This window comes from Jonesia quinghaiensis DSM 15701 (genome assembly GCF_000423205.1).
GTDB classification, from domain to species: Bacteria; Actinomycetota; Actinomycetes; order Actinomycetales; family Cellulomonadaceae; genus Jonesia; species Jonesia quinghaiensis.
Genome location: NZ_AUHN01000012.1, coordinates 1,148 through 24,619, shown reverse-complemented (window position 1 = coordinate 24,619; position 23,472 = coordinate 1,148). Strand labels below are relative to the sequence as shown.

Below are 23,472 nucleotides of genomic sequence, written 5' to 3'. Positions count from 1 at the left end.
TTTCTACGTCGCTGTAGAGGTGGTGTGGTGTGGTGCGCTCGCGGGAAATAGCCGGGGCGTGGTGGACACGCCCCGGCTCATGACGTCAGTACAGGCGGGCGTCAAGTTCCTCTTGGGTGATGCTCTGGTCGAAGGTTTTGTCCACCACAACTGTTTCGAGTGGGACGTCTTCTTCAGCGACTACCTGCTTGATGAGTTCGGCAAGCTGGTCACCAAAGACTGGGTTGCATTCAACGACGTAGTTGAATTTGCCGTCTTTGAGGGCTTGCAGGCCATCGCGAACAGCGTCCACTGTGACAATCTTGATGTCTTCGCCAGGGGTGAGACCCGCAGCTTCGATCGCTTCAACAGCGCCCAGGCCCATGTCATCGTTGTGCGCGAAGATCATGTCCATGTCTGGGTAAGCCTGCAACGCGGCTTCAACAGCGACTTTACCTTCGGCACGCGTGAAGTTACCTGTTGCTTCACCGATGATGGCGTCGGCGCCAACTGCGGCTTCGAACCCTTCTTCACGGTCAACTTGAGCACCCGAACCCAGGGTGCCTTGTAGTTGGAAGATCTTGGCATCTGGGTGGTTTTCTGCAACCCATTCCCCAGCCATTTCGCCTTCGAGCCGGAAGTCGGCTCCAATCCAGGTGACGTAGGGGTCCTCGACGGTTGTGGTAACGGTGCGGTCTACCAAAACAACGGGGATGCCGGAGTCTTTGATGTCTTGAAGGACCTCATCCCACCCGGTTTCAATAACGGGGGAGAAAGCGATGACATCAACATCTTGGTCGATGAAGTCGCGCAGAGCCTTGATTTGGTTTTCTTGTTTTTGTTGGGCGTCAACGAAGGTGAGGTCGAACCCAGCGTCCTCGGTGAGGCTCGCCTTGACTGATTCTGTATTCGCGGTTCGCCATCCGCTTTCGGCGCCGAGCTGTGAGAATCCCACCCGGATGGTGTCGGAGTCACCTGACCCGCCGTCGCCTGAGGCCCCTTGTGAACATGAGGCAAGTGCAAGTGCGCTGACCGTTGCCGCAGCCAGGAGCCCCGCCCGCTTGCTGAATGTGCGGAACATATCTCCTCCTCGAGAAATGGGTCTCGCCCACCGTTGGACAAGACATGAGCAATGTTAGCGTTAACATGCCAAAGCGCAAGGCTTCTTTTTCTAACGTTTTGGTTACGGGCTTTTTTGTCGAATCGATTCAGCAAGCACTTCCCCTGCGGAAATGGTGTGTCGCGGGGTCAGGGAATCGCAGCCAAACAGAATTAATCCGGCTCACGAGTTAATGGAAAACCAGCTTGAAACTGATTCGCCCGAAGCATGGGCACAACTCCCCACACTTCTTGCCGCTTCTGTTTCATCCACCGTCTCACGAAGAAAAACGGTCGAGGTTCGACTGGGAAAGGTCGCTAACAGCGCAAACACTTCTCAAACATCACCCATCGGCACCACTCACCACCCCCGCCGCGGAACACTAAACACGAGCCCACAGGCCACACGGAAGCCCTTGCCCTGCCGTGAAAACCTGATGAATTCGTGCTTTCCGTAGCGCGTATACCCTAACTCTCTTCACCGCGCACGCTGAGCATCGTCGTTTGTTTTTAGCACTCCACTAAACACACAACAGGTCTTGACAGAGAAAAAACAGCGCCCATAATGTTAGCGCTAACATCATGGATGTTTACGTTACCATCGGGGCAGTGGCGCCCTGATGAACCGGGTTCAACGATGACCCCGAGCCACAGAACGACCCCATCCACCGAAAGAGACGCAATGACGCGCACACGCAGCACTACACGCGCTGTTGCTGTCGCACTCACCTTGAGCTTGGCGGGCATCGTTGCCCAAGCACCAGCTCAAGCAGGCGGCAGTGACAGTCCCCAACCGATCCTGCACTACCCACTCGATGACACCAGTGGAACAACTGCCCGTGACGCCTCGGGCAACGGGCACGATGGCACAATTAACGGCTCCCCCACCCTCACCGGGGCACAGGGGTACACCCTTGACGGGGTCGATGACGCCATCAAGCTACCCAACAACATCCTGAGCGACCTGGACTCCATCACCGTGTCCCTTGACGTCCTCATCGACCCAGCCCAACAAACCCCGTACTTCATTTACGGCCTAGGAAACACCGCCACCAGTTCCGCAGGCACCGGCTATCTTTTCGCCACCGGAAATACCTACCGGACCTCCATCAGTGCAACGAACTGGTCCGGGGAACAAAACGTCAACTCCGGAGCAAACCTGCCCCGCGGGGTGTGGAACACCATCACCTACACGTTGGACGACTCAACAAACACTGCGATTTCCTACCTCAATGGACGTGAAGTTGCGACCAACACCAACGTCACCGTGACCCCCGCCAGCCTGGGGAATGGCACCACTACCAGCAACTTCATCGGAAAATCCAACTACACAAGCGACAAAAACCTACGCGGTTCAGTGAAGAACTTCCGCATCTACAACACAGCTCTCACCGCTGACGAGGTCGCAGAATTAGCCCCCTCAGATGCCGACATTATTGCCCGCGACCTGGAGGCACTTGACCTCGGCGACACCACAGGCGTCATCTCAAACCTGACCTTGCGCACCAGTGGTGTGGGAGGGTCGACGATCTCGTGGACATCGAGTGACCCTGGGGTCCTGACGAACCGTGGTGAGGTCACCCGGCCAAACGCCGGTGAACCCGATGCCACGGTCACTCTGACAGCAACCGCCACTCTTGGGAACACCAGTGACACCCGTGAGTTCACCGTAACGGTGCTTGCCGATTCCAGTGATCAGCAAATTGTTGATGCCGCCCGTGACACACTCACGGTCAACACCATTGATGACGTGAAGGGCAACATTACGCTGCCCTCTGAACATGCCCGCACCTCAGTAACCTGGGAATCAGCCAACCCCAGTGTTGTGAGCACGCAAGGCATTGTCACCCGGCAGCCACAAGCCACCACTGTCGAACTGACTGCAACGTTGACCCGCGGCGAAGCAACCACCACAAAGACCTTTACCGCTCAGGTGCGGCCAGCCTACGAGGTTGATGAGTATGAGGGGTACGCTTTTGCGTACTTCACGGGGGACAGCAAAGCCGGAGAGAACATTTTCCTTGCTGCAAGCAAAGGAAACAACGCCCTGCAATGGCAGGAACTCAACGGTGGAGAACCCATTCTGAAATCCACCAAAGGCACCGAAGGTTTGCGTGACCCGTTCATTATTCGCTCCCCCGAAGGTGACACGTTCTACCTCATTGCCACTGACCTTTCCATTGGTGGGGGCACGTCATGGGACGCTTCGCAACGCACCGGGTCACGACACGTTGAAATTTGGGAGTCCTCGGACCTCATCAACTGGTCAGAGCAGCGCCACGTTGAAGTATCGCCACCCGAAGCCGGTAACACCTGGGCACCTGAGGCGTACTACGACGAGTCCATTGGCGCATACATTTTGTTCTGGGCCTCGAAACTCTACGACTCGCAAGATACCGACCACACCGGGAACACCTACAACCGCATGATGTTCGCGGTGACCCGCGACTTCGTGACGTTCACTGAACCTGAAATTTGGCAGGATCAAGGGATGTCGCGCATCGACTCCACCGTTATCAAAGACGGCGACACCTACCACAGGTTCACCAAAGATGAAGGTGCCGGTGGAACCGGATGCTCGGACATCATTCAGGAACGTTCCACCACTTTGCGCGCTCAACTGGACGAGTGGGAGATGGTGACCAGTTGCATCGGGAAGAAAGCCGGAACGTCCGCTGTGGAAGGCCCAACCGTTTTCGCTGCGAACCCTGGTGACGTCAACGGTGAGTCGTTCTACCTGTTTGTTGATGAGTACGGTGGCCGCGGGTACATTCCGTTGGCTACTAAAGACCTCAACAACCCAGACTGGAAAGTTCCAGCCAGCTACGACCTGCCTGCCAAACCGCGACACGGCACGGTTGTCCCGGTGACAAAAGCTGAACTGAACGCCTTGACGAACGCACCGAGTGCGGCACCCGTCAATGATGAAGGGGAGATCCTGCGATACAGCTTTGATAGCCAATCAGGTAGCACCCTCACCGATGTTTCGGGTAATGGTGCTGATGCCACCGTTCAGGGCACAGCGCAATGGACTGACACGTCGTTGCAGTTCAACGGCACAAACACCTTTGTGGAGTTGCCGGACAACCTGATGACTGAACTTGATGAGATCACCATCGAGGCCGATGTTCGCCTTGCGGCTGGTTTAACGGGTGACTACTTCTTGTACGGGTTGGGAAACAGCTCGCAAGGCGCTGGGAATGGTTACATTTTTACCTCAGCGAACCGCAATAACTACCGGACCTCGATTTCACCGTCGAACTGGAACGGTGAACAAACCGCAGCGTCAGGCCAAGCGTTAGCCGCTGACACGTGGCACCACCTGACATACACACTCGCCGATGGCACCGCAACGGTGTACCTCAACGGTGTGGCAGTGGGAACCCAAACAGGTGTCACAACAAAACCTGGTGACATTGGTGGTGGAATCACCACCTCCAACCTGTTGGGGAAATCCCTGTACAGTGCGGACAAGTTGTTCGCTGGGCAGATGCGTGAGTTTGCGATCTACAACCGTGCACTAGATGCACGTGAGGTGTTGGGGCTTTCCGGCAACTTTGGGGCGCTCCTTGACGTCAGTGTGACAACACCGCAGGTGTTGGCCCACAACCCCATCATTGATGCGGAACAACGCACGGTGGTGTTGCCGGTAACGGCTGGCACAAACGTGAAAACGCTGGCACCTACGTTCTCCACCGCAGACTCAGTGACGGTCAACCCCGCTAGCGGTTCGGTTCAGGACCTTTCTTCACCGGTGACTTACACCCTGACTGGACCTTCGGGTACCCAGCCAGTGACGTGGACTATCAGCGCGGTTGAGGTCCGCACTCCGGTGCTACCAGGGTTGTACGCTGACCCGAACATCGCCGTTTTTGGCGACACGTACTACATCTATGCAACCAGTGATGGGTTCCCCGGGTGGGGTGGCAAGGAATTTTACGTGTGGTCCTCTAAGGACCTCGTGACCTGGAAACGTTCTGAGTCTCCGATTTTGACTCTTGACGGCGATGCAGGCGATGTTCCGTGGGCTGCCGGTAACGCATGGGCACCAACCATAGGCGAGAAGGATGGGAAGTATTACTTCTACTTCTCCGGGCACAACACGGCCCTGAACAGGAAAACTATTGGTGTTGCTGTTGCTGATAGCCCCACTGGTCCGTTCGTTGCCACTGATGAACCCATCATCCTCAACAATGAGGCCATCACCTCTGGGCAGGCGATCGACCCGGCAACATTCCACGACCCAGTCACCGGTAAGGACTTCCTGTTGTGGGGCAACGGGTCACCTGTGATGGCGGAACTCAACGCAGACATGACCTCCATCAAAGCAGACACCCTCACTCGTATGACCGGTTTAACGGACTTCCGTGAAGGATTGTTTGTCAACTACCGCAAGGGCATGTACCACCTGACCTATTCCATTGATGACACTGGTTCACCTAACTACCGGGTTGGTTATGCCACGGCAACAACTATCACTGGGCCGTGGACTTACCGTGGTGTGGTGTTGGAAAAAGACCCGACATTAGGAATTTTGGGAACCGGACATAACTCCGTGCTCAATGTTCCAGGGACCGATGACTGGTACATGGCTTACCACCGGTTTGCGATTCCTGATGGGGACGGCACCCACCGCGAAACCACCATCGACCGGGTGACGTTTGATGCCACAACTGGTTTGATGAACCCCGTCACCCCAACATTGGGTGGAGTGACAGCCCAGAAAGTACCTTCTCCCGACCCTGCTCCCGAACCGGAAGAACCCAAGGAACTGTCCGCAACACGACCTGTTGTTACTGGTCAAGCGGTAGTGGGAACAACCCTCACCGCTAAGACGGGGGCGTGGACTAAGGGAACCTCGTTCAGCTACCAGTGGTATGCCAACGGTAAAGCCATCAAGGGCGCCACAAAGAAATCCCTCAAACTCAGTTCCGCACGTGAGGGGCAACGCATCACCGTGAAGGTCACGGGCAAGAAATCGGGGTACACCACCCGGTCATTGACGTCCACGGCAACAAAGAAGGTGATGCGTGCTGCTACGCCGAAGATCTCCGGGAGCGTCAAGGTGGGTAAAAAGCTCACTGCGAAGCCAGGCAAGTGGACCAAGGGAACGACCTTGAGTTACCGGTGGTACGCCAATGGAAAAGCGATTTCCGGTGCGAAGAAGTCAACGCTGACAGTGAAAAAATCGCTTCAAGGCAAGCGCATCACGGTGGTGGTTACAGGTAAGAAGTCTGGTTACACCACGGTGTCGGCTGGTTCTGACCGCACAAAACCTGTGAAACGGTAGTCTTCTCGTTTCAGCAGGATGAGACGCACAAGGGCCGGTACCCCATTGGGGGTACCGGCCCTTGTTCATACTGTCTGTGCTACATACCTAGTGACAGGTATTAGTTGCGGTAGGTGACAGTCGATGCTGAGTAGTTGCAAGCGCTGGATGGGCCAGTGCTGATCTTCTTTGGTTCACCCTTGGTGACACCGTTGTACTCTTCGCAGATTGCGATCTTCTTCTTAGGGTCGTTCACGATAGTGACGTTCTTGATGGTGGCCTTGTCGCCAAGGTTGGAGTTGATACCAGCGATGGACAGTGCTGGGCCAGTTGCCAAGATGTTTGAGATTTCCACCGACCGCGCGTACTGCTTGGAGCAGTTTCCGCATGAACGGTAGAGCTTGCCAAAGTCCTCAACTTGGAAGTTCTTGATAACAACCTTGCCAGACCCATTGTGCTGGAAGACCTTGTCGTCAGCGGAGCGTGCGCCACCACCATTGACAGTCATCACGTGGTTCGACTCTTTACCCTTGTGAGTCGCAGCGTCTTCTCCGACGTTCTCCCACCACACGTTCTCGATGGTGCAGGTTCCCTTGCAGTGGATGCCGTCTCCGGCGCCATCACCAATGATCACGTTCTTGATGGTTGCACCATCTTCAAGTTCGAACATGGCGGGCTGGTTTTCGTCCTGGTCACCAGCTGAGATGCCGTAGTAACGGACCATCTTTCCATCAAAACCTGATTTTGGCACAGGGATCGTCTTGGAAACCTTGGTCTGCGAGCTAGCCTTTGGCCAAGAAGCGAAGTTTCCATCAGCGACACCAGTTCCGGTGCCAGCGTCGGTGCTTCCACCAGTTGAGCCGCTGGTGCTTACGGGGATGAGCTTCCACTGCTGGTTGAACTGGTTCTTGTCGCTCAACGCAGTCACTGTGGCGAAGTCAGCCTTTGAACGGTCTGTGACTGTGAGCGCCTTGGAAGACGCGTTGTTGATGAGGCGTTTGTGTGCGCCACCGTTTGAGTCAGCAAGCTTGAACTGCTGGTTCACACCGTTGTGCGCGGTGAACTGGCGGAATGGGGTCCCATCAGCAGTTTTGTTCTCCCACAGGTCAACAACCTTGCCGGAGTGACGGTTTTCCAACACGTACCATCCGCTACCAACGCTCTTGAAGCGCCACTGCTGCCAAGCGCCGTCGTTGCGGGTGAACTGCTGAATGACACCGCCGTCAGCGGTGGACCAGTCAGCAACTTCCATGACCTTGCCACTTTGGCGGTTCTCCAACACGTACCACTGGTTGGTGTCAACGCTAGCGGCCTGTGCTGGAGTCGCAACGGTGACGCCCACCGCTCCGGTGATTGCGAGCGCGAATGCTGCACTCCACGCTGCTTTCATGGTGCGCTTAAAGCGACTGGCTGTTGATGCCTGTCTCTCCATGGTTCCTCCTGTTGTCTATGGTTTACCCACCTGTGATGGGCCGTGCAGTGGTACTACGTTCCTTCAGTACCGGTGGTGGCAACCGTGGCTCACAGCGGTGGGGAAGAGGCTGTGAGCGGCCACGGTTGCCTGTTCACGGACACTACTCATGGCAGTAGGGGCAAAAAATGGGCACCGCTCACTAGGGCGGGTGCCCGGTTACTTGTCACTGTGGACTACTATCCACTGGGAATTGACGTCGTTGTGACCTGCGATTCCCCTTGAAGAACGCTGCAATGACGGGGATCCCGTCAGGTCTCTCACAGCGGGCCATGGCATTTTGTTCCGGGCCCGTGCGACTGTAGGGTACGAATTCGAAGGACCGTTAGTCACCGATGACTCGTAAATCATGGGGTGACGGACCCATCGTAAATTTATGACTTCTCAGTGATCAAGACACCCCTGCCGCTTTCACCCGAGCCCCAATGACTGCGGCGACCCACTCCACCGCCACTTGCCACCCCTGACCCCGAGGACAATTTATGCGCCCTGTTGGAATCCACCACGTCGAGGTGTGGGTCCCTGACCTTGAACGTGCTGGCAGCGAATTTGGTTGGGTGTTAACCACCCTTGGGTTTGAGAGCTATCAAACGTGGCAGCACGGTTTTAGTTACCGTCTAGGCACCCAGTACGTGGTGTGCGAGCAAAGCCCCCACTTGCAAGGGCTTGACCATAACCGCATGACTCCAGGGCTAAATCATTTAGCGTTGTGGGCAGACTCTCGCGATGTTGTTGATGAGATCGCTGTTGAGGCAACCAAACATGGTTGGACGCTGATGTACCCAGACAAACACCCGTATGCGGGCGGCCGCCACCACTATGCGGCATATTTGGAAAACAATGACGGTTTTGAACTGGAAGTTGTTGCTTACATTCCTGGTCGACGCTAACTCAGATCGCCACAGAAAACACTGCCACAGCTTTGTGCCCTCCAAGGTAATCCTTGGAGGGCACAATGCGTTACACGTCGAACGCGACGCTACGCAATCTCCCCCAGCCCAGCCCAGCCCAGCCCAGCCCAGCCCAGCCCAGCCCAGCCCAGCCCAGCCCAGCCCTTGCATCGTCACTCCTCCTCCCGCACACACCCGCGCATCGCCCCCCTCCTGCATGTGGCATGTTCTGGGACCGTGTGGCATATCCAGGACAGCACACTCAGTCCCAGAACATGCCACAAACAATCCTAAAGAAACCTTGCTAAAGAGATCTTTAGGATTGTAGGGTGTTGCCCATGAGCAACCCCACACCACCCACAACAACACCCCTCACCCAAGACCCCGAACGCATCCGCGCCATCACCCACCCGCTACGCATAACCCTGCTGGAATACCTGCGCGAAGTTCACCACGCCACCGCCACCCAATGCGCCGCCTTCACCGGCGAATCCGTCGCATCGTGCTCCTTCCACCTGCGCCAACTCGCCAAATACGGATACGTCGAACGCGCCGAATCCCACGGGCGCGAAAAACCCTGGAAACTCGTCTCCACCACAGTCACCGTCGCCGCAGACCCCACCCAACCAGACTCCGGGGCAGCAATCGGGGCGCTCGCGGACCTCGCCATCGAACGGGCATCACTGACTGCACGCAATAACGTGCAAGCGCTGGTGAACAACCCTGAACACTCAGTTTGGCTAGAACACTGCGTGGCAGCTGGCGCAAGCCTGTGGCTCACCCCCGAAGAGCTCTCAGAGATCACCGAAGCTTTCTTCACCACCTTGCAGAACTACGCGGACCGCGACACCGGCGAACGCCCCGCCGATGCTGGCCGCGTCCAGTTTTTCCTCACCGCCATGCTGAACACCTCATCACCACTAACACAACCACCCACCTCCACCACTGGTCCCCAAGGAGCACCTACCGATGTCTGACACGGCATCACTCCCCCAAGCACCCCGGACCAACCCGTGGGACATTCGCGGTTTTCGTGACCTCGCGTGGGCGTGGGTGCCCACAAATATCGCCGATTCCCTGATTTTCTTGGTGGTGGCCATCTGGGTGAAAGACCTCACTGGGTCCAACACCGCCGCAGGCCTGACATTCGTGATGCTGGGTGCACCAGCCTTCCTAGCTCCACTGTTAGGGCACCTGGCTGACCGCGTATCCCGCCGCAAAATCCTCGCCTGGTCAAACGCCATCATGGTGCCAGTTCTTGGCTCGATGCTGTTGGTTAACGACCCTCGTGACGTGTGGATTTTGCACGCCACACTATTCGCCTACGGCACGATGAACTACCTCACCGCCGCCGCGCAGGGTGGGTTGTTGCGTGACTTGCTGGACGATGCCCGCCTACCCGCAGGCAACGGGGTGCTGGCAACAATCGACCAAGCGTTGCGGTTGCTTGCGCCCTTAGGCGGCACAGCCCTCTACGTCGCGTTTGGGCCCGAGGTTGTTGTCATCATCACGATGTCTCTCTTCGCGATTGCGGTGCCGCTTTTTGTCAGAATCAACGTCCAGGAGGATAAAGATCCGGCCCTACCGCGCGGCAACTACCGCACCGAACTGTTCGCCGGTTTCCACCACTTATTCGTTACCTCACCACTTGCCTTAGCAACAGCAGTTATTGCTGTGGGGTTCGGGGCAACAGGGCTGGTCAACGTGGCCGTTTTCCCGATCCTTGAGTTTGGAATCGGACTACCGACAGCGATGCTTGGTGTGATTGTTCCGCTCCAAGGCATTGGCGCTGTGATTGGTGGTTTAACAGCGGCTCGGATCATCCGTGCACGCGGCGAACTCGCAACCATCATTATTGGTATGGCACTCCTCAGTGTCGCGCTCATACCTGCCGCGGCAACACAAAGCGCAGTGCTTGTCATTACAGGTATTACGGTGCTGGGGTGTGCGGTGTCCTGGGTTGTTGTGGGTTACATGACGATGCGTCAACGCCTCACCCCACCGCATTTACAGGGGCGCACATCGGCGGCAGCTAACGTCGCGATCAACGTGCCGCAACTTTTTGGGACCGTCACTGCCACAGCGCTTGTGGGGTTGATCGACTACCGGATTTTGGTGTGGGGAACTGTGACACTGTGCGCAGTAGCTGCAACCGCTGGAGTGATGGGAATGCTGTACGGGCGAACTACGCCACAGCAACCCCAAACAATGAACCCACCGCAAACGTCAACGCCAGAGTCAGAGTCCCACCTGTCAGAACACGAATCACAGCCCGTGTTGGCGCAGCCCCACCCAGACGAGCACCCACACCACCAGTAAGAACCAACGCCAGGAGAACAGCCACCACTGTTACTGGGATTTTCGCGGTACCGTCCACAACAACAACTGCGAGGAAAGGCAAGAGCGCCCCAGCAATAAACGCTAACGCCGATGCCAGTCCGGCGTGCCACGGGTTAACGATCTCATCAGGAGGTACGGGAACTTTCGAGGCGCGCTGAGCGTCGCGCGCCGATGACACAGAAACATATTCGCCCAGCGCCATGGATAAGGCACCGCCCACTAAAGCAGCTAAACCTGACGCAATAATCATGGAATTGTTCGTTGTTGCAGCCGCAACACCAACAACGACGGCAGCAACAGAAACAATTCCGTCATTCGCGCCCAGAACCCCGGCGCGAAGCCAGTTGAGATGGGCCGCTGACGGCCCGTGCTGGGTGTGCACGGCATCCTCGATCCGTTGTTCTGTGGAAGCATGAATTGTTGTCATACATTCATAGAATCACTAATTCCACAATAAAACTAGAAAGGAAAGCATTGCCTTATTGAATTCAGGTCAGCCTTACTGAGGAAAGCCTTTTCTTATTCTCGTTTACGTTCTCGTAGGCTTCATAGGGTAGATTCACCTGAGGTCCCGCCCCACACGTGAAAGACTCCCATGACGTTCCTCCGTCGCATTGACCCGTTCCTTGCCGCACTCCTTGGTGCAGTGCTGCTTGCATCGTTCTTCCCGGTATCCGGGAGCGCAGCCGAGATCTTCGACTGGGTGGTTGTTGCTGCGGTGGCGTGGCTTTTTTTCCTCTACGGTGTGCGGTTACGCACTGATGAGGCGATCGCTGCGGTGCGAGACTGGCGGCTTCACTCCGTGATCCTTGCCTGCACCTACGTGTTGTTTCCCCTCCTTGGGTTAGCGGCTCTCCTCCTCCCCGAGCAGGTTTTACCAGCTGACCTGGCACGCGGGTTTTTGTTCCTCACGCTCCTGCCCTCCACTGTGCAGTCCTCCATTGCTTTTGTTTCCATTGCACGCGGCAATGTGGCTGGGGCGATTGTTTCTGCGTCGTTTTCTAACCTTGCTGGCGTCATCATCACCCCGGTGTTGGTTGCTCTTTTCATGGGGGCGCAGGTGGGGTTCTCAGCAAGTTCCATTGGCAAAATTGGGCTGCAGATTTTGCTGCCCTTCATCGTGGGGCAGTTAGCGCGGCGGTGGCTTGCCGGGTGGGTTACCCGCCACCGTAAAGTCACCACGTTCACTGACCGGTCATCCGTTGTGCTCGTTGTGTATGCCGCGTTCAGCAAAGGGGTGGTTGATGGTATTTGGTCGCGGGTATCAATGACAGACATTGTTGTTGTTGCCCTGCTGTCGATGCTTGTCCTCGCTCTGGTTTTGTGGCTGACGTGGGCGGTTGGTGGGTGGTTAAAGTTCTCCCGCGAGGACCGCATCACTATTTTGATGTGCGGTTCAAAGAAGTCTTTGGCTACCGGGGTCCCCATGGCGACGGTGCTGTTCCCTGCCGCCACGTTGGGGTTGGTGGTGCTGCCGGTGATGATTTTCCACCAGTTGCAACTCATTGTGTGCGCGATTATCGCTAAACGGCTTGGCACACACGCTGACCCCATCACCGTGCGGGTGTGAAACCTGTCAGAAAAAACGTTGCCGTTCTCTACGCTGGGGGCGCACTGTGGTGTCATGACTCTTCACCACCTCACACACTGGGCTGACCCCCATCATGTGGATCAAGCGCTTTTACGTGCTGGGAATGCACTGTGGCATCGCGAAACAGCCGAGTATCACGGGCACACCGACTTTTGCGACCCTTTCGATGTGTTCCTCACCGAGGCCCAACGCGCGGAGTACTACGACCGTGACTTTGTTGTCATGACCGAAACCCCGGCACCCGGGGCACCCGCCAGTGGGGGCGTTGGGGGCCCTGAGGGGAACACCACCGTGAACCTCGGGGGCAGCGACTCAACGCCCGCTGTTGTCACTGGGTTTCTTCAGGTGTCATACCCGTTGAAAGACAACACTCACCTCGCGTTCGTGTGGATTGTTGCAGCTGAGCGCTCAACCAGTATCACGACGCAACTCCTTGCTGAAGCTGAGAAACTTGCCACTCAACGCGGACGCACCACCCTCATGGAATGGACCGACCACCGCGAAGCTGCTGATGGTGAGCCAGCGATGGAAGCCGCCACCGGGGTTGGGCGCATTAACCCCACAGATTCAGTGGCCACCGCCTACCTGACGAGCGGGTGGACACTAGAACAAACGGAACGCCACTCGATCCTGCAACTACCTGCCGATCAGGCGAAACTTGATGAGTTTGCGGCGGCAAGCCGCAGCGCCGCGCACCCCGAATACGACCTGGTGTGGTGGACGGACCGCACACCGGATGAGTTCCTTGACGGGCACGTGCGCCTCTCACAGGCGATGAGTACCGATGTTCCCCAAGGTGACCTTGATATGCAGGAAACCGACCAAACCCCTGAGCGGGTGCGGTACATGGAAGATTCCCTCGCAGCGACAGGCAAAGGCTACCTGGCTGTTGCTGCACGGCATATCGCAACGGGCGACTTGGCGGGGTATACCCGGGTGGATTACCCCTTTGACCGGCCTGAAGCGGTCTTCCAAGAGGCAACTCTTGTGCGTAAAGGTCACCGTGGTCACCGCTTAGGCATGTGGATGAAAGCGGACATGTTGAGCCGGTTGCAGGAGATCCGCCCCCAAGCAAGACGGCTACACACGTGGAACGCATCGGAAAATGACTACATGTTGTCCATCAACATTGCGTTGGGTTTTGAGTTGCACACCGTTGAAGCTGCCTGGCAAAAGAAAATCGCCTGACCTGCAATGAAGCCCTAGTTCGCACATGCGGACTGGGGCTTCATTTATGCCCAAGGGCTCACCCATCTACACGCCAAAAATATGGGGAGTCCAACCACTCCCCCGTTGACACCCGTGTATCTTTCGTTACCGTTCCGTTATGTTGAGGGCTCTCGCAACACCACGTGCTGATCGATCGGCGCGTCGCCGTAAGCGCACCACGGATGGTCCCCCGCTCGGCGAATCACTGTGGAACGCACCCGCGCTCCACACGAAGATCGAAGGGAACAATGATGCGAAGACTCACTCAATGGGTGGCCTGCGCCACCACTGGCACCGTCGCAGCGCTGGGAGGCGTTGGGCTTGCCGCCCCCGCTCACGCTGCTGGGCCTGACGTTTTACCCATCACCATCGCGAACAATTCCGGGTTGAACGATGACGTCCACCTTTACGTCCTTGGCACTGACCTCGCCTCAGGGAAACTGGGTTGGGTAGACGCCGCTGGAACGTTCCATGCCTGGCCTGCGGGGAGTAACCCGCCGTCAGCCGCACCCGATGCATCCATTGACGGAACCACCACCGGCAAAAGCACCACCCTGAAAGTACCGCGCGGATTCTCTGGGCGCGTGTACTTCTCCTTCGGTGAGGAACTGCCGTTCTCTCTCACCCAGGACGGGCTGGTTCAACCCGCCCCCTGGGCGCCCGGCGACCCCACCGAAGACATCTTGTTCGATTGGACAGAGTTCACCTACAACGACGCCGGCCTGTGGATCAACAGCTCCCAAGTAGACATGTTCGCTCTGCCCCACGCGGTTTCTGTGACCGGGGCTGACGGCAAAACATCCACCACCGGGCAGGTTGTTCCCGGCGGGCGCGAAGCTGTGGTTGACACCCTGGCAGCGGACCCAGTGTGGGCTGGGTCCGTGATCACCCGTGACGACGGTACCGTGTTGCGCGTGCTGGCACCGGGCAAAGCGGCCAGCGTTGGGTTGATGAGCAAAAACTACCTTGACTCCTACATTTCCACCGCGTGGGCTTCCTACACGGACCGTGACCTGAAGGTCACACCGTTTAGTGACCGCCCTGAGGTGACATTCACCGGACGGACCAGTGGCTCAACGATGCGGTTCACCGATTCCAGCGGGGCAACTGTTGCGTCGTTTGATCGCCCATCATCTGCCGATGTGTGGGGTTGCGACGGTGCGCTCCACGCACCAAACGATCAAGTGGTTGGGCCCATTGCCCGCACACTGTGTGCGGCACTCACCCGCGGCACGTTGGGTGACAGTACTGCTGAACCAGTGACCGACGCCGCGAAGTTCTACCAAGGTGACGTTGTCAACAAGTACGGCAAAGCCGTCCACGCTGCGATGGAAGATGGCCGTGCCTACGCGTTCGCTTTCGACGACGTTGGCGCATTTGAATCCCTCGTTCACAGCGGCAACCCTGTCAGCGCACGCCTTGAACTGTCGTCCGTCACCGGTGAAAGTTCTGGCGGAGGAACAAACAACCCAGGTGACGGCGCCGACAACGGCAATGGCGACAACGATGGTGGCGACAGTGGCGACACCGGTGGTAGCGACGGTCCAGGGGCAGGCTCTGGTGACGGTGACGGTTCAGGGACTGGTGACGGATCAGGCAACACCACGAAAGGTGTTGCCCTTGTGAGCAAACTGAATGACAAGTGCCTGACGGTACCCACTGTGAGTGGCGCATCGGGCTCACCGATTGCGCGTTTCGCCGACGGGCAGCGCGTCAACATGTGGGACTGCGTGGGCGGCAACAGCAAGCAGTGGACCTTCACTGATGGCACCGTGCGCACCAACAACAATCTGTGCCTTGACGCTGCGTGGGGTGGCACCAAGAACGGTACCCCCGTGCAGATTGCGACCTGCTCGGGGAACGCCGCCCAACAGTGGGTGCTCTCTGATGCCGGTGACCTGGTGAACCCGCAAGCTAACAAGTGCGTTGACATTGTTGACCGCAAAACTGGTAATGGCGCCGCACTACAACTGTGGGAATGCTCTGGCGAATCACACCAGAAGTGGTCAAAGAAGTAACCACACACCGGTGAACAGGACATTCACAACCGTGTGACCGCGAATCACGGTGGGCCTATCTCATAACTTTTGAGGTAGGCCCACAGTCATGTGCTGCCTCATAACGCTGCCCCTGTGGCGCAGCCTCGGCGCTAGCCGACTTGATGCCACGACTCTTGACGCCGTTGATGCGCAGCTTTGGAAAGCAACGGCTGCCGTGGGGGTAAGCCGTGGCGTTGCCGGTATTCACGGGCCGTGATCGAATGCGCGAAAATCGCGTGGTGGGCGAGACTGTGTACCCAGTGCCCACACTCATGGCACTTCACGAGCAGGTCGTCCTCATCTAACAGGCCGAATCTGCCGAAACCATCAGGAGAGCCATGACGCTGCAGATCTTTAGTTGCGTCAGGCGTGGGTGAGGAAAATGGGCTACCACGCCGCGCCTGCTGATAGTGACGATTACATAACAATCGCGCTCTTACAGGTGATGGACATCCTTCAACACGGCATACTTTCTTTTTCAACAACACGCTCACCCCCTTGTGATATAGCAACAAACAATGCATGTAAAAACACTGATGCGTTTAAGTAGTTCGCCAAGAAAGTAAAGTTTTCAAGCGAACTCCTTAACCTTCACTCTATGTCAAGGCGCATCATGAATCATGTTGCACGGGGGCGGAAAACGAAGGATCACCCGCACTGAGGGTGGTGTGGCGTTGGCGACTAGGAGATGCTTGATGGAGAAAGCCCCACGTGGCGGGCACTGAACGAACAGTACATACGCCACAAGCTACTTTGTGTTGTGCCTTTTTATTGCGGAGGAAATTGTGGCTCACGGGTTTGCACATGAAAGATGCACTGCGGTTGTTATTAGTAATTTGCAGAGCTTGCGCGTCCAAGCTCAAGAGGAGCTTGATCGAGCCAACCTCGAAACAACGTCGCAGATCGCTTTCGCTAAGCGAGACAAAGAATACCTCCGCAAAAAAGGTTTCTTTGTGCCGTTTGGTTCACAGTCGCCTCACATTGATTATTCCCGTACGCCACTGGGAATAAAACTAAAACAACAAATCGACGACGCTCCAGCGTAACGAACTCCCCGCACGCTCCCACGCATCGGCAAGCAGTCTGTCCGAGGCGCTGCCCGCCGCCTTTTTGCGGCGGTCACAGCCGTCAGCGCGCTGGTGAAGCATGCCCACTCATGACACTGCTGCCAGCTCTTTGCCATGCCGGTAGTCGCTGGGAGTCACCCCGGTGTGACGCTTGAAAGCAGTACTAAACGCATACGGGTTGTCATACCCCACCGTGCGCGCCACCGCAGCAACCGTGTTTGTGGGCGTAAGGAGCAGGTCACCGGCGAGAGTCAGGCGCCACCGGGTGAGGTAAGCCATGGGTGCTTGGCCCACGCCCGCCCGGAACCGCGCCGCAAACGATGCCCGTGACACATTCACCTGCCGGGCCAACCTCTCTACCGTCCACGATGCGCCAGGTTCCGCATGGATAAGCTCCAACGCGTGCACCACCACCGGGTCGCTGCACGCCAACCAGGTGTGGTGGTCTTGCCCAGCGGCGGTAGCAGACCACGCCCGCACAGTACTGACCACCAGGACATCGAGAAGCCGGTCAACCACGATTTGTCCCGCAGGGCCGTCGTGGGAAATCTCCTGAGCAAGCACATCAACAATGCTTGACTCGGCATGTTCCCGGCGCACCACAGCAAGGCGCGGCAGGGAACTGACCACCAACCCACCAACGTCGTCAGGCCGTTCATAAGTACCAACCAGCACGGTAGTGTCCCCCTGCTCAGCGTTACCCCACCGGCGAATCCCACGCCGGTACTCTTGCCGCAGGTCACGGCCATCCAGTGTGCGGCAATGTTGACCAGGATCAATAACGATGCTCGCCGGGCTTTGATCCGCATCAGTCAGGAGGTAGGGGTCTGGGCCGCGCACAAGCGCCACATCACCGGGGTAAAGGAGCGTGCCGTCAACGCACGTGGCGCCTTCCACCACGGCAATGACGGTCAGGGCAGATTCATCACGAATACTGATCCCCCACCGGCCACCCATATGCATCATGAGGGCAAAAGCGCGGGTAGCGCGCGGGCCAGCAAGGTAGTGAGCGAGAGGGTCCATACACAACATGCTAGACGATCACAAAGGTTTCATGGAGTATCACCTATTCAGCGTCTGACGATATTGGGGTGAAGTAGAGACATGAACACACTGATCCTCGGCGGCCCCGGACACACCGGCTCCCGCATCAACGACCGACTAACCGCCCAAGGCCACACACCACGCCTCGCATCACGACGCACCGGCTTCGACTGGAACAACCCCAACACCTGGCAACCAACCCTCCACGGCGCCACCGCAGCATACGTATGCTTCACCCCAGACCTAGCATTCCCCGGCGTCCCCGAAAAAATGGCAACCCTCGGCCACCTCGCCGCACACGAAGGACTCGAACGCCTCGTCCTCCTCTCCGGACGCGGCGAAGAAGGAGCCCGCCACAGCGAAAACGCACTGCGCGAAAGCGGCCTACCCACCACCGTGCTGCGCTGCTCATGGTTCCAACAAAACTTCTCAGAACACTTCCTCCACGGACCAGTAACCCGCGGCCACCTCAAACTCCCAGCCAACGACACCCCAGAAGCATTCGTCGACCTCGAAGACGTCGCCGACGCAGCAGTACACGCCCTCACCCACGACGAACCCGACAACAACACCTACGAACTCTCCGGCCCAGAACTCCTCACCTTCACCCAAGCAGCAGAAATCCTCCACAACGCCATGGGCCGCCCCGTCACCTTTGAAACAGTCGACGTCCCAACATTCGTCGCCGACCTCACCCAAGACGGCGTACCACCCGAAGAAGCAGAACCCCTCGCCTACCTCTTCACAGAAATCCTCGACGGCCGCAACGCAACACTCACCAACGGCATCCAACGACTCCTCGGAAGGCCACCAGCACCCTTCCACGCCTACGCACAACGCACCGCCATGGCCGGAGCATGGGGATGATCAACACCATCACCGTGGTGGGAACAGGACTACTCGGCGGCGTCTACACCGCATTCACAGTCATGGTGATCCCAGCTTTACGCCAACTCAACAACACCGACGCCACCACAACCATGAACCACATCAACCGGGCAGCCGAAAGCGGCCCATTCATCGTCCTCTTCGCCGGAACAGCAATCACCACAACCACCCTGGGCATAACAGCACTACAACACGGCAACACAACAGACCTGATCGTCGCAGGGGCCTCCCTGCTCACCACAGCCATCACCATCGCCGCGAACGTCCCCCTCAACCGCACCCTCAACACCCAAGGAGCCCACTACTGGCCCCACTACGCACAACACTGGACCAGATGGAACACACTCCGAGCACTCGCCGCCGCAGCATCCGTAGGGGTAGCTGCGGTGGGCTTGGGCTCCCGATAAAGCCAAAAACAGAGTGCAACAGTGCACTCCACGCGACGATGCTGCTCGATCAGTAGCATTCAGGTTCACAGACGGGTGGGTCTTGCGCGTACTCGGTGATCCACGGGTCCCCCCTTGACTGCCCAACCCTACCGAGGGCATTGAAGCACCTTTTATTTACTCAACGGCGCTTCCTCGCACTCGTGCGGGGTGGTTTAAGATCATCGAACACGTCATGCCGCGCCGTAAGATACTCACGGAAGAACGGTAAAGCATACTCAACGCGCCCATGACCGGTCGCCTTGATCAACCCCTTAGCGATCAGTTGCGCCCGTTGTCTCGAAGTGGACGTGGAGGACTTTTTGCCAAGGATCTGCGCTATCTCGGTAGCAGAGTTCGCGTTCCGCATAGCTAGAAGGTACTCAGTGAGGTTTGGACTGAGCCCGGCAGTCTCATGGTCGTGAACTGCCTGAAACAGCCTTTCTTTCGCTTTGTCCATGGCCTGGTCAACAACGTCTTCCTTGCCCTCAAGGGTCCACTCGTTTTCTCGGGCGGCACGGAACAGTTCGTGGCCTGCCGACTGCACAAAAAATGGATATCCGCCGGTGGTCTCAGCGATTTCTCGAAGGGTCTGGCGCTTGACTTTAACCTCTGCACGCTCAAGAGGTTCCGATAGCGCAGTCAGCGCCTCCTCAGTTGTCAGGTATCGAGTTGTCATTCGCTCGGCCCTGCGGAGGAAGGTTAATACATCGCCATTTAGCACGTCTTTGACAGCTTCGGGGAGCCCTGCCGCGACAAAAGCAACGGGTAGCCCACGGCGGAAGGCGTGCTGCACAACTTGAACGATAGGCACAAGATCGTCCTCGTACCCAAGGTGGACTTCGTCCAACGAGACCAGTAGGCCACGCTCTTGTTTGTCTAACTCGGCGGCAAGATCGAAAACGAGGGTCCTGACCGTTTCTTTCACGGGATACGCCTCATTTTTCTCACGGTTCACCCCGCCACCGACGAACGGAAAACTAAGCCCGGAGAAGAACGCTTCGGGCTTGGGCTTTTCCGTCGCAAGGATGCGAGGAAGCACAGACTCAACAAGGTCGTCCACTAGTCGCGCGCGCAGGGTCTCGGAGATAACAACCCAATCACGCTTAAGAGCCTCTTCTTCGAAGAGGTTGAGGGTCACCGTCTTGCCTGTCCCTCTATCCCCGGTGACGAGGATTGCACGGCAAGGACTACCCGGGCCCGAATCAAGAGCCTCGGCAAAGTCCTCAACAAAGAGTTCACGACCAACAATCTTGGGTGGTGTGATCCCGAAAGCTGGAGTGAACGGGTTGGGTGTAACGGCCATGAAGCCCCCTCGGTATAAGTCGGGATAATTATACAGACTTATACCGAGGCAACGAACTGTGGATCACAGTTACCTGTAAACTGCGCATTTTTTGTGAGCCACAGCAACTCTCAAAAAGTGTCAAGCAGTCACCTAGAGCTGTTTTAGGAACTTCTAAGTTTTCTTAACCATTCTCAGCCCGCTACAGAGAGGGCGTTCCTGACCAAAACACACTCAAGCCAAACCCTTGTGAACCCCGTACCACCCGCACCACCGGTACCCTCGTCATCACAACAATGCGGCCCCTACCTCGCATCAACAAAAGTCATTACCGCGCTCGATGAGCTTCTAGCGTCTTCCAAACTACCCGCCAACCGGCTGCGGCGGGCTTGGGCTCCCGATAAAGCCAAAAACAGAGTGCAACAGTGCGCTCCACGCGACGACGCTGCTCGATCAGTAGCATTCAGGCTCACAGACGGGTGGGTCTTGCGCGTACTCGGTGATCCATGCGGGTTCACTCTCAGTGGTGAACGTGTACCCAGCCCATAACTCCAAAACCCGGTCAACGGATTCACTGGGCTGTGGCACCTGAGGTGGGGAATCCATTGAACCCCACTCTTCCGGCGGCGAAGGAACATCAGCGGCAGACGAGCGACCACCTAATTCAGTAGCTACAAGACCGCCTGTGGTAGCGGTTGCGAACACTCGCCACTTTTTATCACCATCAACCCCCGAAGCAATCAGGTACTCACTTTCGCCTTCCCCGCGTTCGGAACATTCCTCCGGCGAGACAGCAATACAAGACTCAACTCTGACGCCCTGATACACGTAGAACATCTGCTTTAAGTGCTCGTTATTGGTGTAACTCGTCATGTCGTTAACACCCTCGGGTGCATCAGTCGGGAAAACAAACAGGTCATCTGGCCTAGCTTCCACCACACGAGCTAGCGCCTGCTTAGTGTCACGGTAATTCAAGTAATACGGGTGGTCTTCCTCCGTTGATTCCGGGGCGCACCCTTGGAGTAAGGGCAATAGCCCAAGAACGAAAAGCACCGGCAGCACGACATGTTTACCGCTTTGTTCTGCCATTCGCGCAACACACTCCAAAAATAGACAACCGCCAAATGAAACGGGGGGATCCCAATAACGAAGTCGAGCAGGCTTGAGAAGCGGGCATCGTGAGAAGACCTTAGAAGACCTTAGAAGACCTTAGAAGGAGTCTAGTGGGATCGAGCTGGAAAGTAAGCGTCCCTCTGAATCGCAGGGGTAACCCCCTGTCGAGATGATCAGCGGCTACCGGTTGTGCTAAGAAAACACGAACTTATATCCGTGAAAGCCTGTACGCCTCACGGCTTGGGAAGAAGGACGTTCGCGGGATCTCTTCAGTACGCGAGTCGCTCTTAGGGAAGGGGATTCTGTTCTCACCGGAACCTAGCGTTCTCGCTTTCACCGTGCCCAGATTCGGGGAGTACCTTCGCGAAATACAGGAGCGATTAATGTTCTCCAGGGATAGTGGCCGCAGCAAGCCTGACAGCGCACTCCCCTTCGTTTGCGTGAAGGAAAGTTGCCGCACCCTGCCCAGCTTCCATAACGGCGCAATGAGCAGGATGCGGTTCGCACTAGCGAGATAACCCTGCTAGTGCGGGGAACACAATTTGAAGTAGTTCTTGAAACCAAGTCAGATGGGTTTCATCCCCGCGAGTGCGGGGAGCATAGTGGCACTTGGCGCTTGATGTAGCCGGTCATGGGCTCATCCCCGCGAGTGCGGGGAGCATAGAAAACCAAATGCCCCCAGTGTGATCCCAAGGGGTTCATCCCCGCGAGTGCGGGGAGCATTCAGTGTCAGAATCATGCGCAAGGTCGACGGGGGGGCTCATCCCCGCGAGTGCGGGGAGCATGCGCGGACCACACCGCCGGCAGAGTAATCGGGGGGCTCATCCCCGCGAGTGCGGGGAGCATTCACCGGAGTTCTCGGCACGTGTAATCAAGAAGGGCTCATCCCCGCGAGTGCGGGGAGCATTTGATGGTGACGCTCGCGGCGTAGTTTTGCCCGGGCTCATCCCCGCGAGTGCGGGGAGCATGCGTGCGCGTCCATGAATGCGATTTGCTTGGCGGGCTCATCCCCGCGAGTGCGGGGAGCATGTAGCCAGATTGTGATTGTGCAGGTGAGCATGGGGCTCATCCCCGCGAGTGCGGGGAGCATGGTGCCTTCCGGGTATCTCAGCCCTTGGATTGGGGCTCATCCCCGCGAGTGCGGGGAGCATTGGGATGACCTTAAAGCGGCGAATCCGACCTGGGGCTCATCCCCGCGAGTGCGGGGAGCATACTTGCGGGCGGGCAACATTGTTTACGACTCGGGGCTCATCCCCGCGAGTGCGGGGAGCATGCGGCGAGGGCGAGTAGTGCGGTTTTGATTTCGGGCTCATCCCCGCGAGTGCGGGGAGCATCAGCCAAACAGAAGGACTACCGGGAACCAGTTGGGCTCATCCCCGCGAGTGCGGGGAGCATTGTTGAAGATTGCGCCCATCTCGCCGAAGCTGGGGCTCATCCCCGCGAGTGCGGGGAGCATCTAATGGCACTTAAACACCCATCTAATGCGGCGGGCTCATCCCCGCGAGTGCGGGGAGCATATCTTCTTGATTTACCGCCGGGCGTTGTGATTAGGCTCATCCCCGCGAGTGCGGGGAGCATGTTTCGCCAAGAAGCGCACACGCGGCGGGCGAGGGCTCATCCCCGCGAGTGCGGGGAGCATTCGAGCGGGCCGCAACGTGGGTGTTCTCCATTGGGCTCATCCCCGCGAGTGCGGGGAGCATTTGCGCGCTGTAGAGGATGCTCACCAGATGCAGGGCTCATCCCCGCGAGTGCGGGGAGCATACA

General features: G+C 57.4%; 16 protein-coding genes, 1 pseudogene and 1 CRISPR repeat array. Of the genes and pseudogenes, 10 read left to right on the top strand and 7 right to left on the bottom strand.

The features are described 5' to 3' along the window. Nucleotides 1-85: 85 nt before the first annotated feature. Entirely contained in the window at nt 86-1,060 is a 975-nt protein-coding gene (locus G538_RS0112005) for an ABC transporter substrate-binding protein (protein ID WP_029069507.1), read from the bottom strand. Nucleotides 1,061-1,759: 699 nt separating this feature from the next. Here G538_RS0112005 and G538_RS16595 point away from each other — a divergent pair. Continuing rightward, complete coding sequence (locus G538_RS16595; RefSeq protein ID WP_051197096.1) at nt 1,760-6,367, top strand: family 43 glycosylhydrolase; 4,608 nt, start codon at nt 1,760-1,762, stop codon at nt 6,365-6,367. A gap of 100 nt (nt 6,368-6,467) precedes the next feature. Here G538_RS16595 and G538_RS0111995 read toward each other — a convergent pair whose 3' ends face one another. Next, nucleotides 6,468-7,778, bottom strand: coding sequence for a pectate lyase (locus G538_RS0111995; protein ID WP_029069505.1), 1,311 nt, complete (start codon nt 7,776-7,778; stop codon nt 6,468-6,470). Nucleotides 7,779-8,299: 521 nt separating this feature from the next. Here G538_RS0111995 and G538_RS0111990 point away from each other — a divergent pair. From G538_RS0111990 to G538_RS18380, 3 genes and pseudogenes are all read left to right on the top strand, one after another. Next, on the top strand, nt 8,300-8,707 hold the full coding sequence (locus G538_RS0111990; protein ID WP_029069504.1) for a VOC family protein: 408 nt from the start codon (nt 8,300-8,302) through the stop codon (nt 8,705-8,707). Nucleotides 8,708-9,045: 338 nt separating this feature from the next. After that, complete coding sequence (locus G538_RS17530; protein ID WP_051197095.1) at nt 9,046-9,684, top strand: winged helix-turn-helix domain-containing protein; 639 nt, start codon at nt 9,046-9,048, stop codon at nt 9,682-9,684. Continuing rightward, a pseudogene (locus G538_RS18380) lies at nt 9,677-10,873 on the top strand (MFS transporter); the annotation flags it as partial. The gene G538_RS17530 and the pseudogene G538_RS18380, both read left to right, overlap by 8 nt. Nucleotides 10,874-10,892: 19 nt before the next feature. Here the strand turns inward: G538_RS18380 and G538_RS17815 are convergent. After that, the gene (locus tag G538_RS17815) at nt 10,893-11,474 is read right to left on the bottom strand and encodes a VIT1/CCC1 transporter family protein (RefSeq protein WP_084618385.1); all 582 of its coding nucleotides are present in this window, start codon (nt 11,472-11,474) and stop codon (nt 10,893-10,895) included. Between the two features lie 168 nt (nt 11,475-11,642). Here G538_RS17815 and G538_RS0111975 point away from each other — a divergent pair, with 168 nt between their 5' ends. The 3 genes from G538_RS0111975 to G538_RS0111965 all read left to right on the top strand — a co-directional run bounded on the left by G538_RS0111975 (nt 11,643) and on the right by G538_RS0111965 (nt 15,865). Beyond that, complete coding sequence (locus G538_RS0111975; RefSeq protein WP_029069502.1) at nt 11,643-12,617, top strand: bile acid:sodium symporter family protein; 975 nt, start codon at nt 11,643-11,645, stop codon at nt 12,615-12,617. A 54-nt stretch (nt 12,618-12,671) separates the two neighbouring features. Next, a complete protein-coding gene (locus tag G538_RS17525) occupies nt 12,672-13,826 on the top strand; it encodes a hypothetical protein (protein ID WP_051197093.1) in 1,155 nt (384 codons plus the stop codon). A 269-nt stretch (nt 13,827-14,095) separates the two neighbouring features. Further along, on the top strand, nt 14,096-15,865 hold the full coding sequence (locus G538_RS0111965; RefSeq protein ID WP_245566863.1) for a glycoside hydrolase family 64 protein: 1,770 nt from the start codon (nt 14,096-14,098) through the stop codon (nt 15,863-15,865). A gap of 131 nt (nt 15,866-15,996) precedes the next feature. Here G538_RS0111965 and G538_RS18540 read toward each other — a convergent pair whose 3' ends face one another. Then, nucleotides 15,997-16,410 (bottom strand): MucR family transcriptional regulator, encoded by a 414-nt coding sequence (locus G538_RS18540; RefSeq protein WP_084618383.1) that lies wholly within the window; start codon nt 16,408-16,410, stop codon nt 15,997-15,999. Between the two features lie 321 nt (nt 16,411-16,731). On the opposite strand from G538_RS18540, the gene G538_RS0111955 reads away from it, so the two are divergent. After that, the gene (locus G538_RS0111955; RefSeq protein ID WP_157544491.1) at nt 16,732-16,932 is read left to right on the top strand and encodes a hypothetical protein; all 201 of its coding nucleotides are present in this window, start codon (nt 16,732-16,734) and stop codon (nt 16,930-16,932) included. Nucleotides 16,933-17,040: 108 nt separating this feature from the next. Here the strand turns inward: G538_RS0111955 and G538_RS0111950 are convergent, their stop codons facing one another. Further along, a complete protein-coding gene (locus G538_RS0111950; RefSeq protein WP_029069499.1) occupies nt 17,041-17,976 on the bottom strand; it encodes an AraC family transcriptional regulator in 936 nt (311 codons plus the stop codon). 81 nt (nt 17,977-18,057) lie between these two features. Between G538_RS0111950 and G538_RS0111945 the strand changes: the two genes are divergently transcribed. Both G538_RS0111945 and G538_RS0111940 read left to right on the top strand, forming a co-directional pair. Further along, complete coding sequence (locus G538_RS0111945; RefSeq protein WP_029069498.1) at nt 18,058-18,864, top strand: SDR family oxidoreductase; 807 nt, start codon at nt 18,058-18,060, stop codon at nt 18,862-18,864. Then, nucleotides 18,855-19,292: an anthrone oxygenase family protein gene (locus tag G538_RS0111940; RefSeq protein ID WP_029069497.1), complete on the top strand. Its 438-nt coding sequence runs from the start codon at nt 18,855-18,857 to the stop codon at nt 19,290-19,292. Before G538_RS0111945 ends, G538_RS0111940 begins: the two co-directional genes overlap by 10 nt. A gap of 160 nt (nt 19,293-19,452) precedes the next feature. Here G538_RS0111940 and G538_RS0111935 read toward each other — a convergent pair whose 3' ends face one another. Both G538_RS0111935 and G538_RS0111930 read right to left on the bottom strand, forming a co-directional pair. Continuing rightward, complete coding sequence (locus G538_RS0111935) at nt 19,453-20,616, bottom strand: ATP-binding protein (protein WP_029069496.1); 1,164 nt, start codon at nt 20,614-20,616, stop codon at nt 19,453-19,455. Between the two features lie 432 nt (nt 20,617-21,048). Beyond that, nucleotides 21,049-21,684, bottom strand: coding sequence for a hypothetical protein (locus G538_RS0111930; protein WP_029069495.1), 636 nt, complete (start codon nt 21,682-21,684; stop codon nt 21,049-21,051). A 596-nt stretch (nt 21,685-22,280) separates the two neighbouring features. Then, a CRISPR array of direct repeats spans nt 22,281-23,408; the repeat unit is 29 nt; unit sequence GGGCTCATCCCCGCGAGTGCGGGGAGCAT. Between the last annotated feature and the right edge of the window lie 64 nt (nt 23,409-23,472).

Coding starts and splice junctions, on each gene's coding strand:
- G538_RS0112005 (WP_029069507.1), bottom strand. CDS start 1,060: ATGTTCCGCACATTCAGCAAGCGGGCGGGGCTCCTGGCTGCGGCAACG.
- G538_RS16595 (WP_051197096.1), top strand. CDS start 1,760: ATGACGCGCACACGCAGCACTACACGCGCTGTTGCTGTCGCACTCACC.
- G538_RS0111995 (WP_029069505.1), bottom strand. CDS start 7,778: ATGGAGAGACAGGCATCAACAGCCAGTCGCTTTAAGCGCACCATGAAA.
- G538_RS0111990 (WP_029069504.1), top strand. CDS start 8,300: ATGCGCCCTGTTGGAATCCACCACGTCGAGGTGTGGGTCCCTGACCTT.
- G538_RS17530 (WP_051197095.1), top strand. CDS start 9,046: ATGAGCAACCCCACACCACCCACAACAACACCCCTCACCCAAGACCCC.
- G538_RS17815 (WP_084618385.1), bottom strand. CDS start 11,474: ATGACAACAATTCATGCTTCCACAGAACAACGGATCGAGGATGCCGTG.
- G538_RS0111975 (WP_029069502.1), top strand. CDS start 11,643: ATGACGTTCCTCCGTCGCATTGACCCGTTCCTTGCCGCACTCCTTGGT.
- G538_RS17525 (WP_051197093.1), top strand. CDS start 12,672: ATGACTCTTCACCACCTCACACACTGGGCTGACCCCCATCATGTGGAT.
- G538_RS0111965 (WP_245566863.1), top strand. CDS start 14,096: ATGATGCGAAGACTCACTCAATGGGTGGCCTGCGCCACCACTGGCACC.
- G538_RS18540 (WP_084618383.1), bottom strand. CDS start 16,410: ATGCATTGTTTGTTGCTATATCACAAGGGGGTGAGCGTGTTGTTGAAA.
- G538_RS0111950 (WP_029069499.1), bottom strand. CDS start 17,976: ATGGACCCTCTCGCTCACTACCTTGCTGGCCCGCGCGCTACCCGCGCT.
- G538_RS0111945 (WP_029069498.1), top strand. CDS start 18,058: ATGAACACACTGATCCTCGGCGGCCCCGGACACACCGGCTCCCGCATC.
- G538_RS0111940 (WP_029069497.1), top strand. CDS start 18,855: ATGGGGATGATCAACACCATCACCGTGGTGGGAACAGGACTACTCGGC.
- G538_RS0111935 (WP_029069496.1), bottom strand. CDS start 20,616: ATGGCCGTTACACCCAACCCGTTCACTCCAGCTTTCGGGATCACACCA.
- G538_RS0111930 (WP_029069495.1), bottom strand. CDS start 21,684: ATGGCAGAACAAAGCGGTAAACATGTCGTGCTGCCGGTGCTTTTCGTT.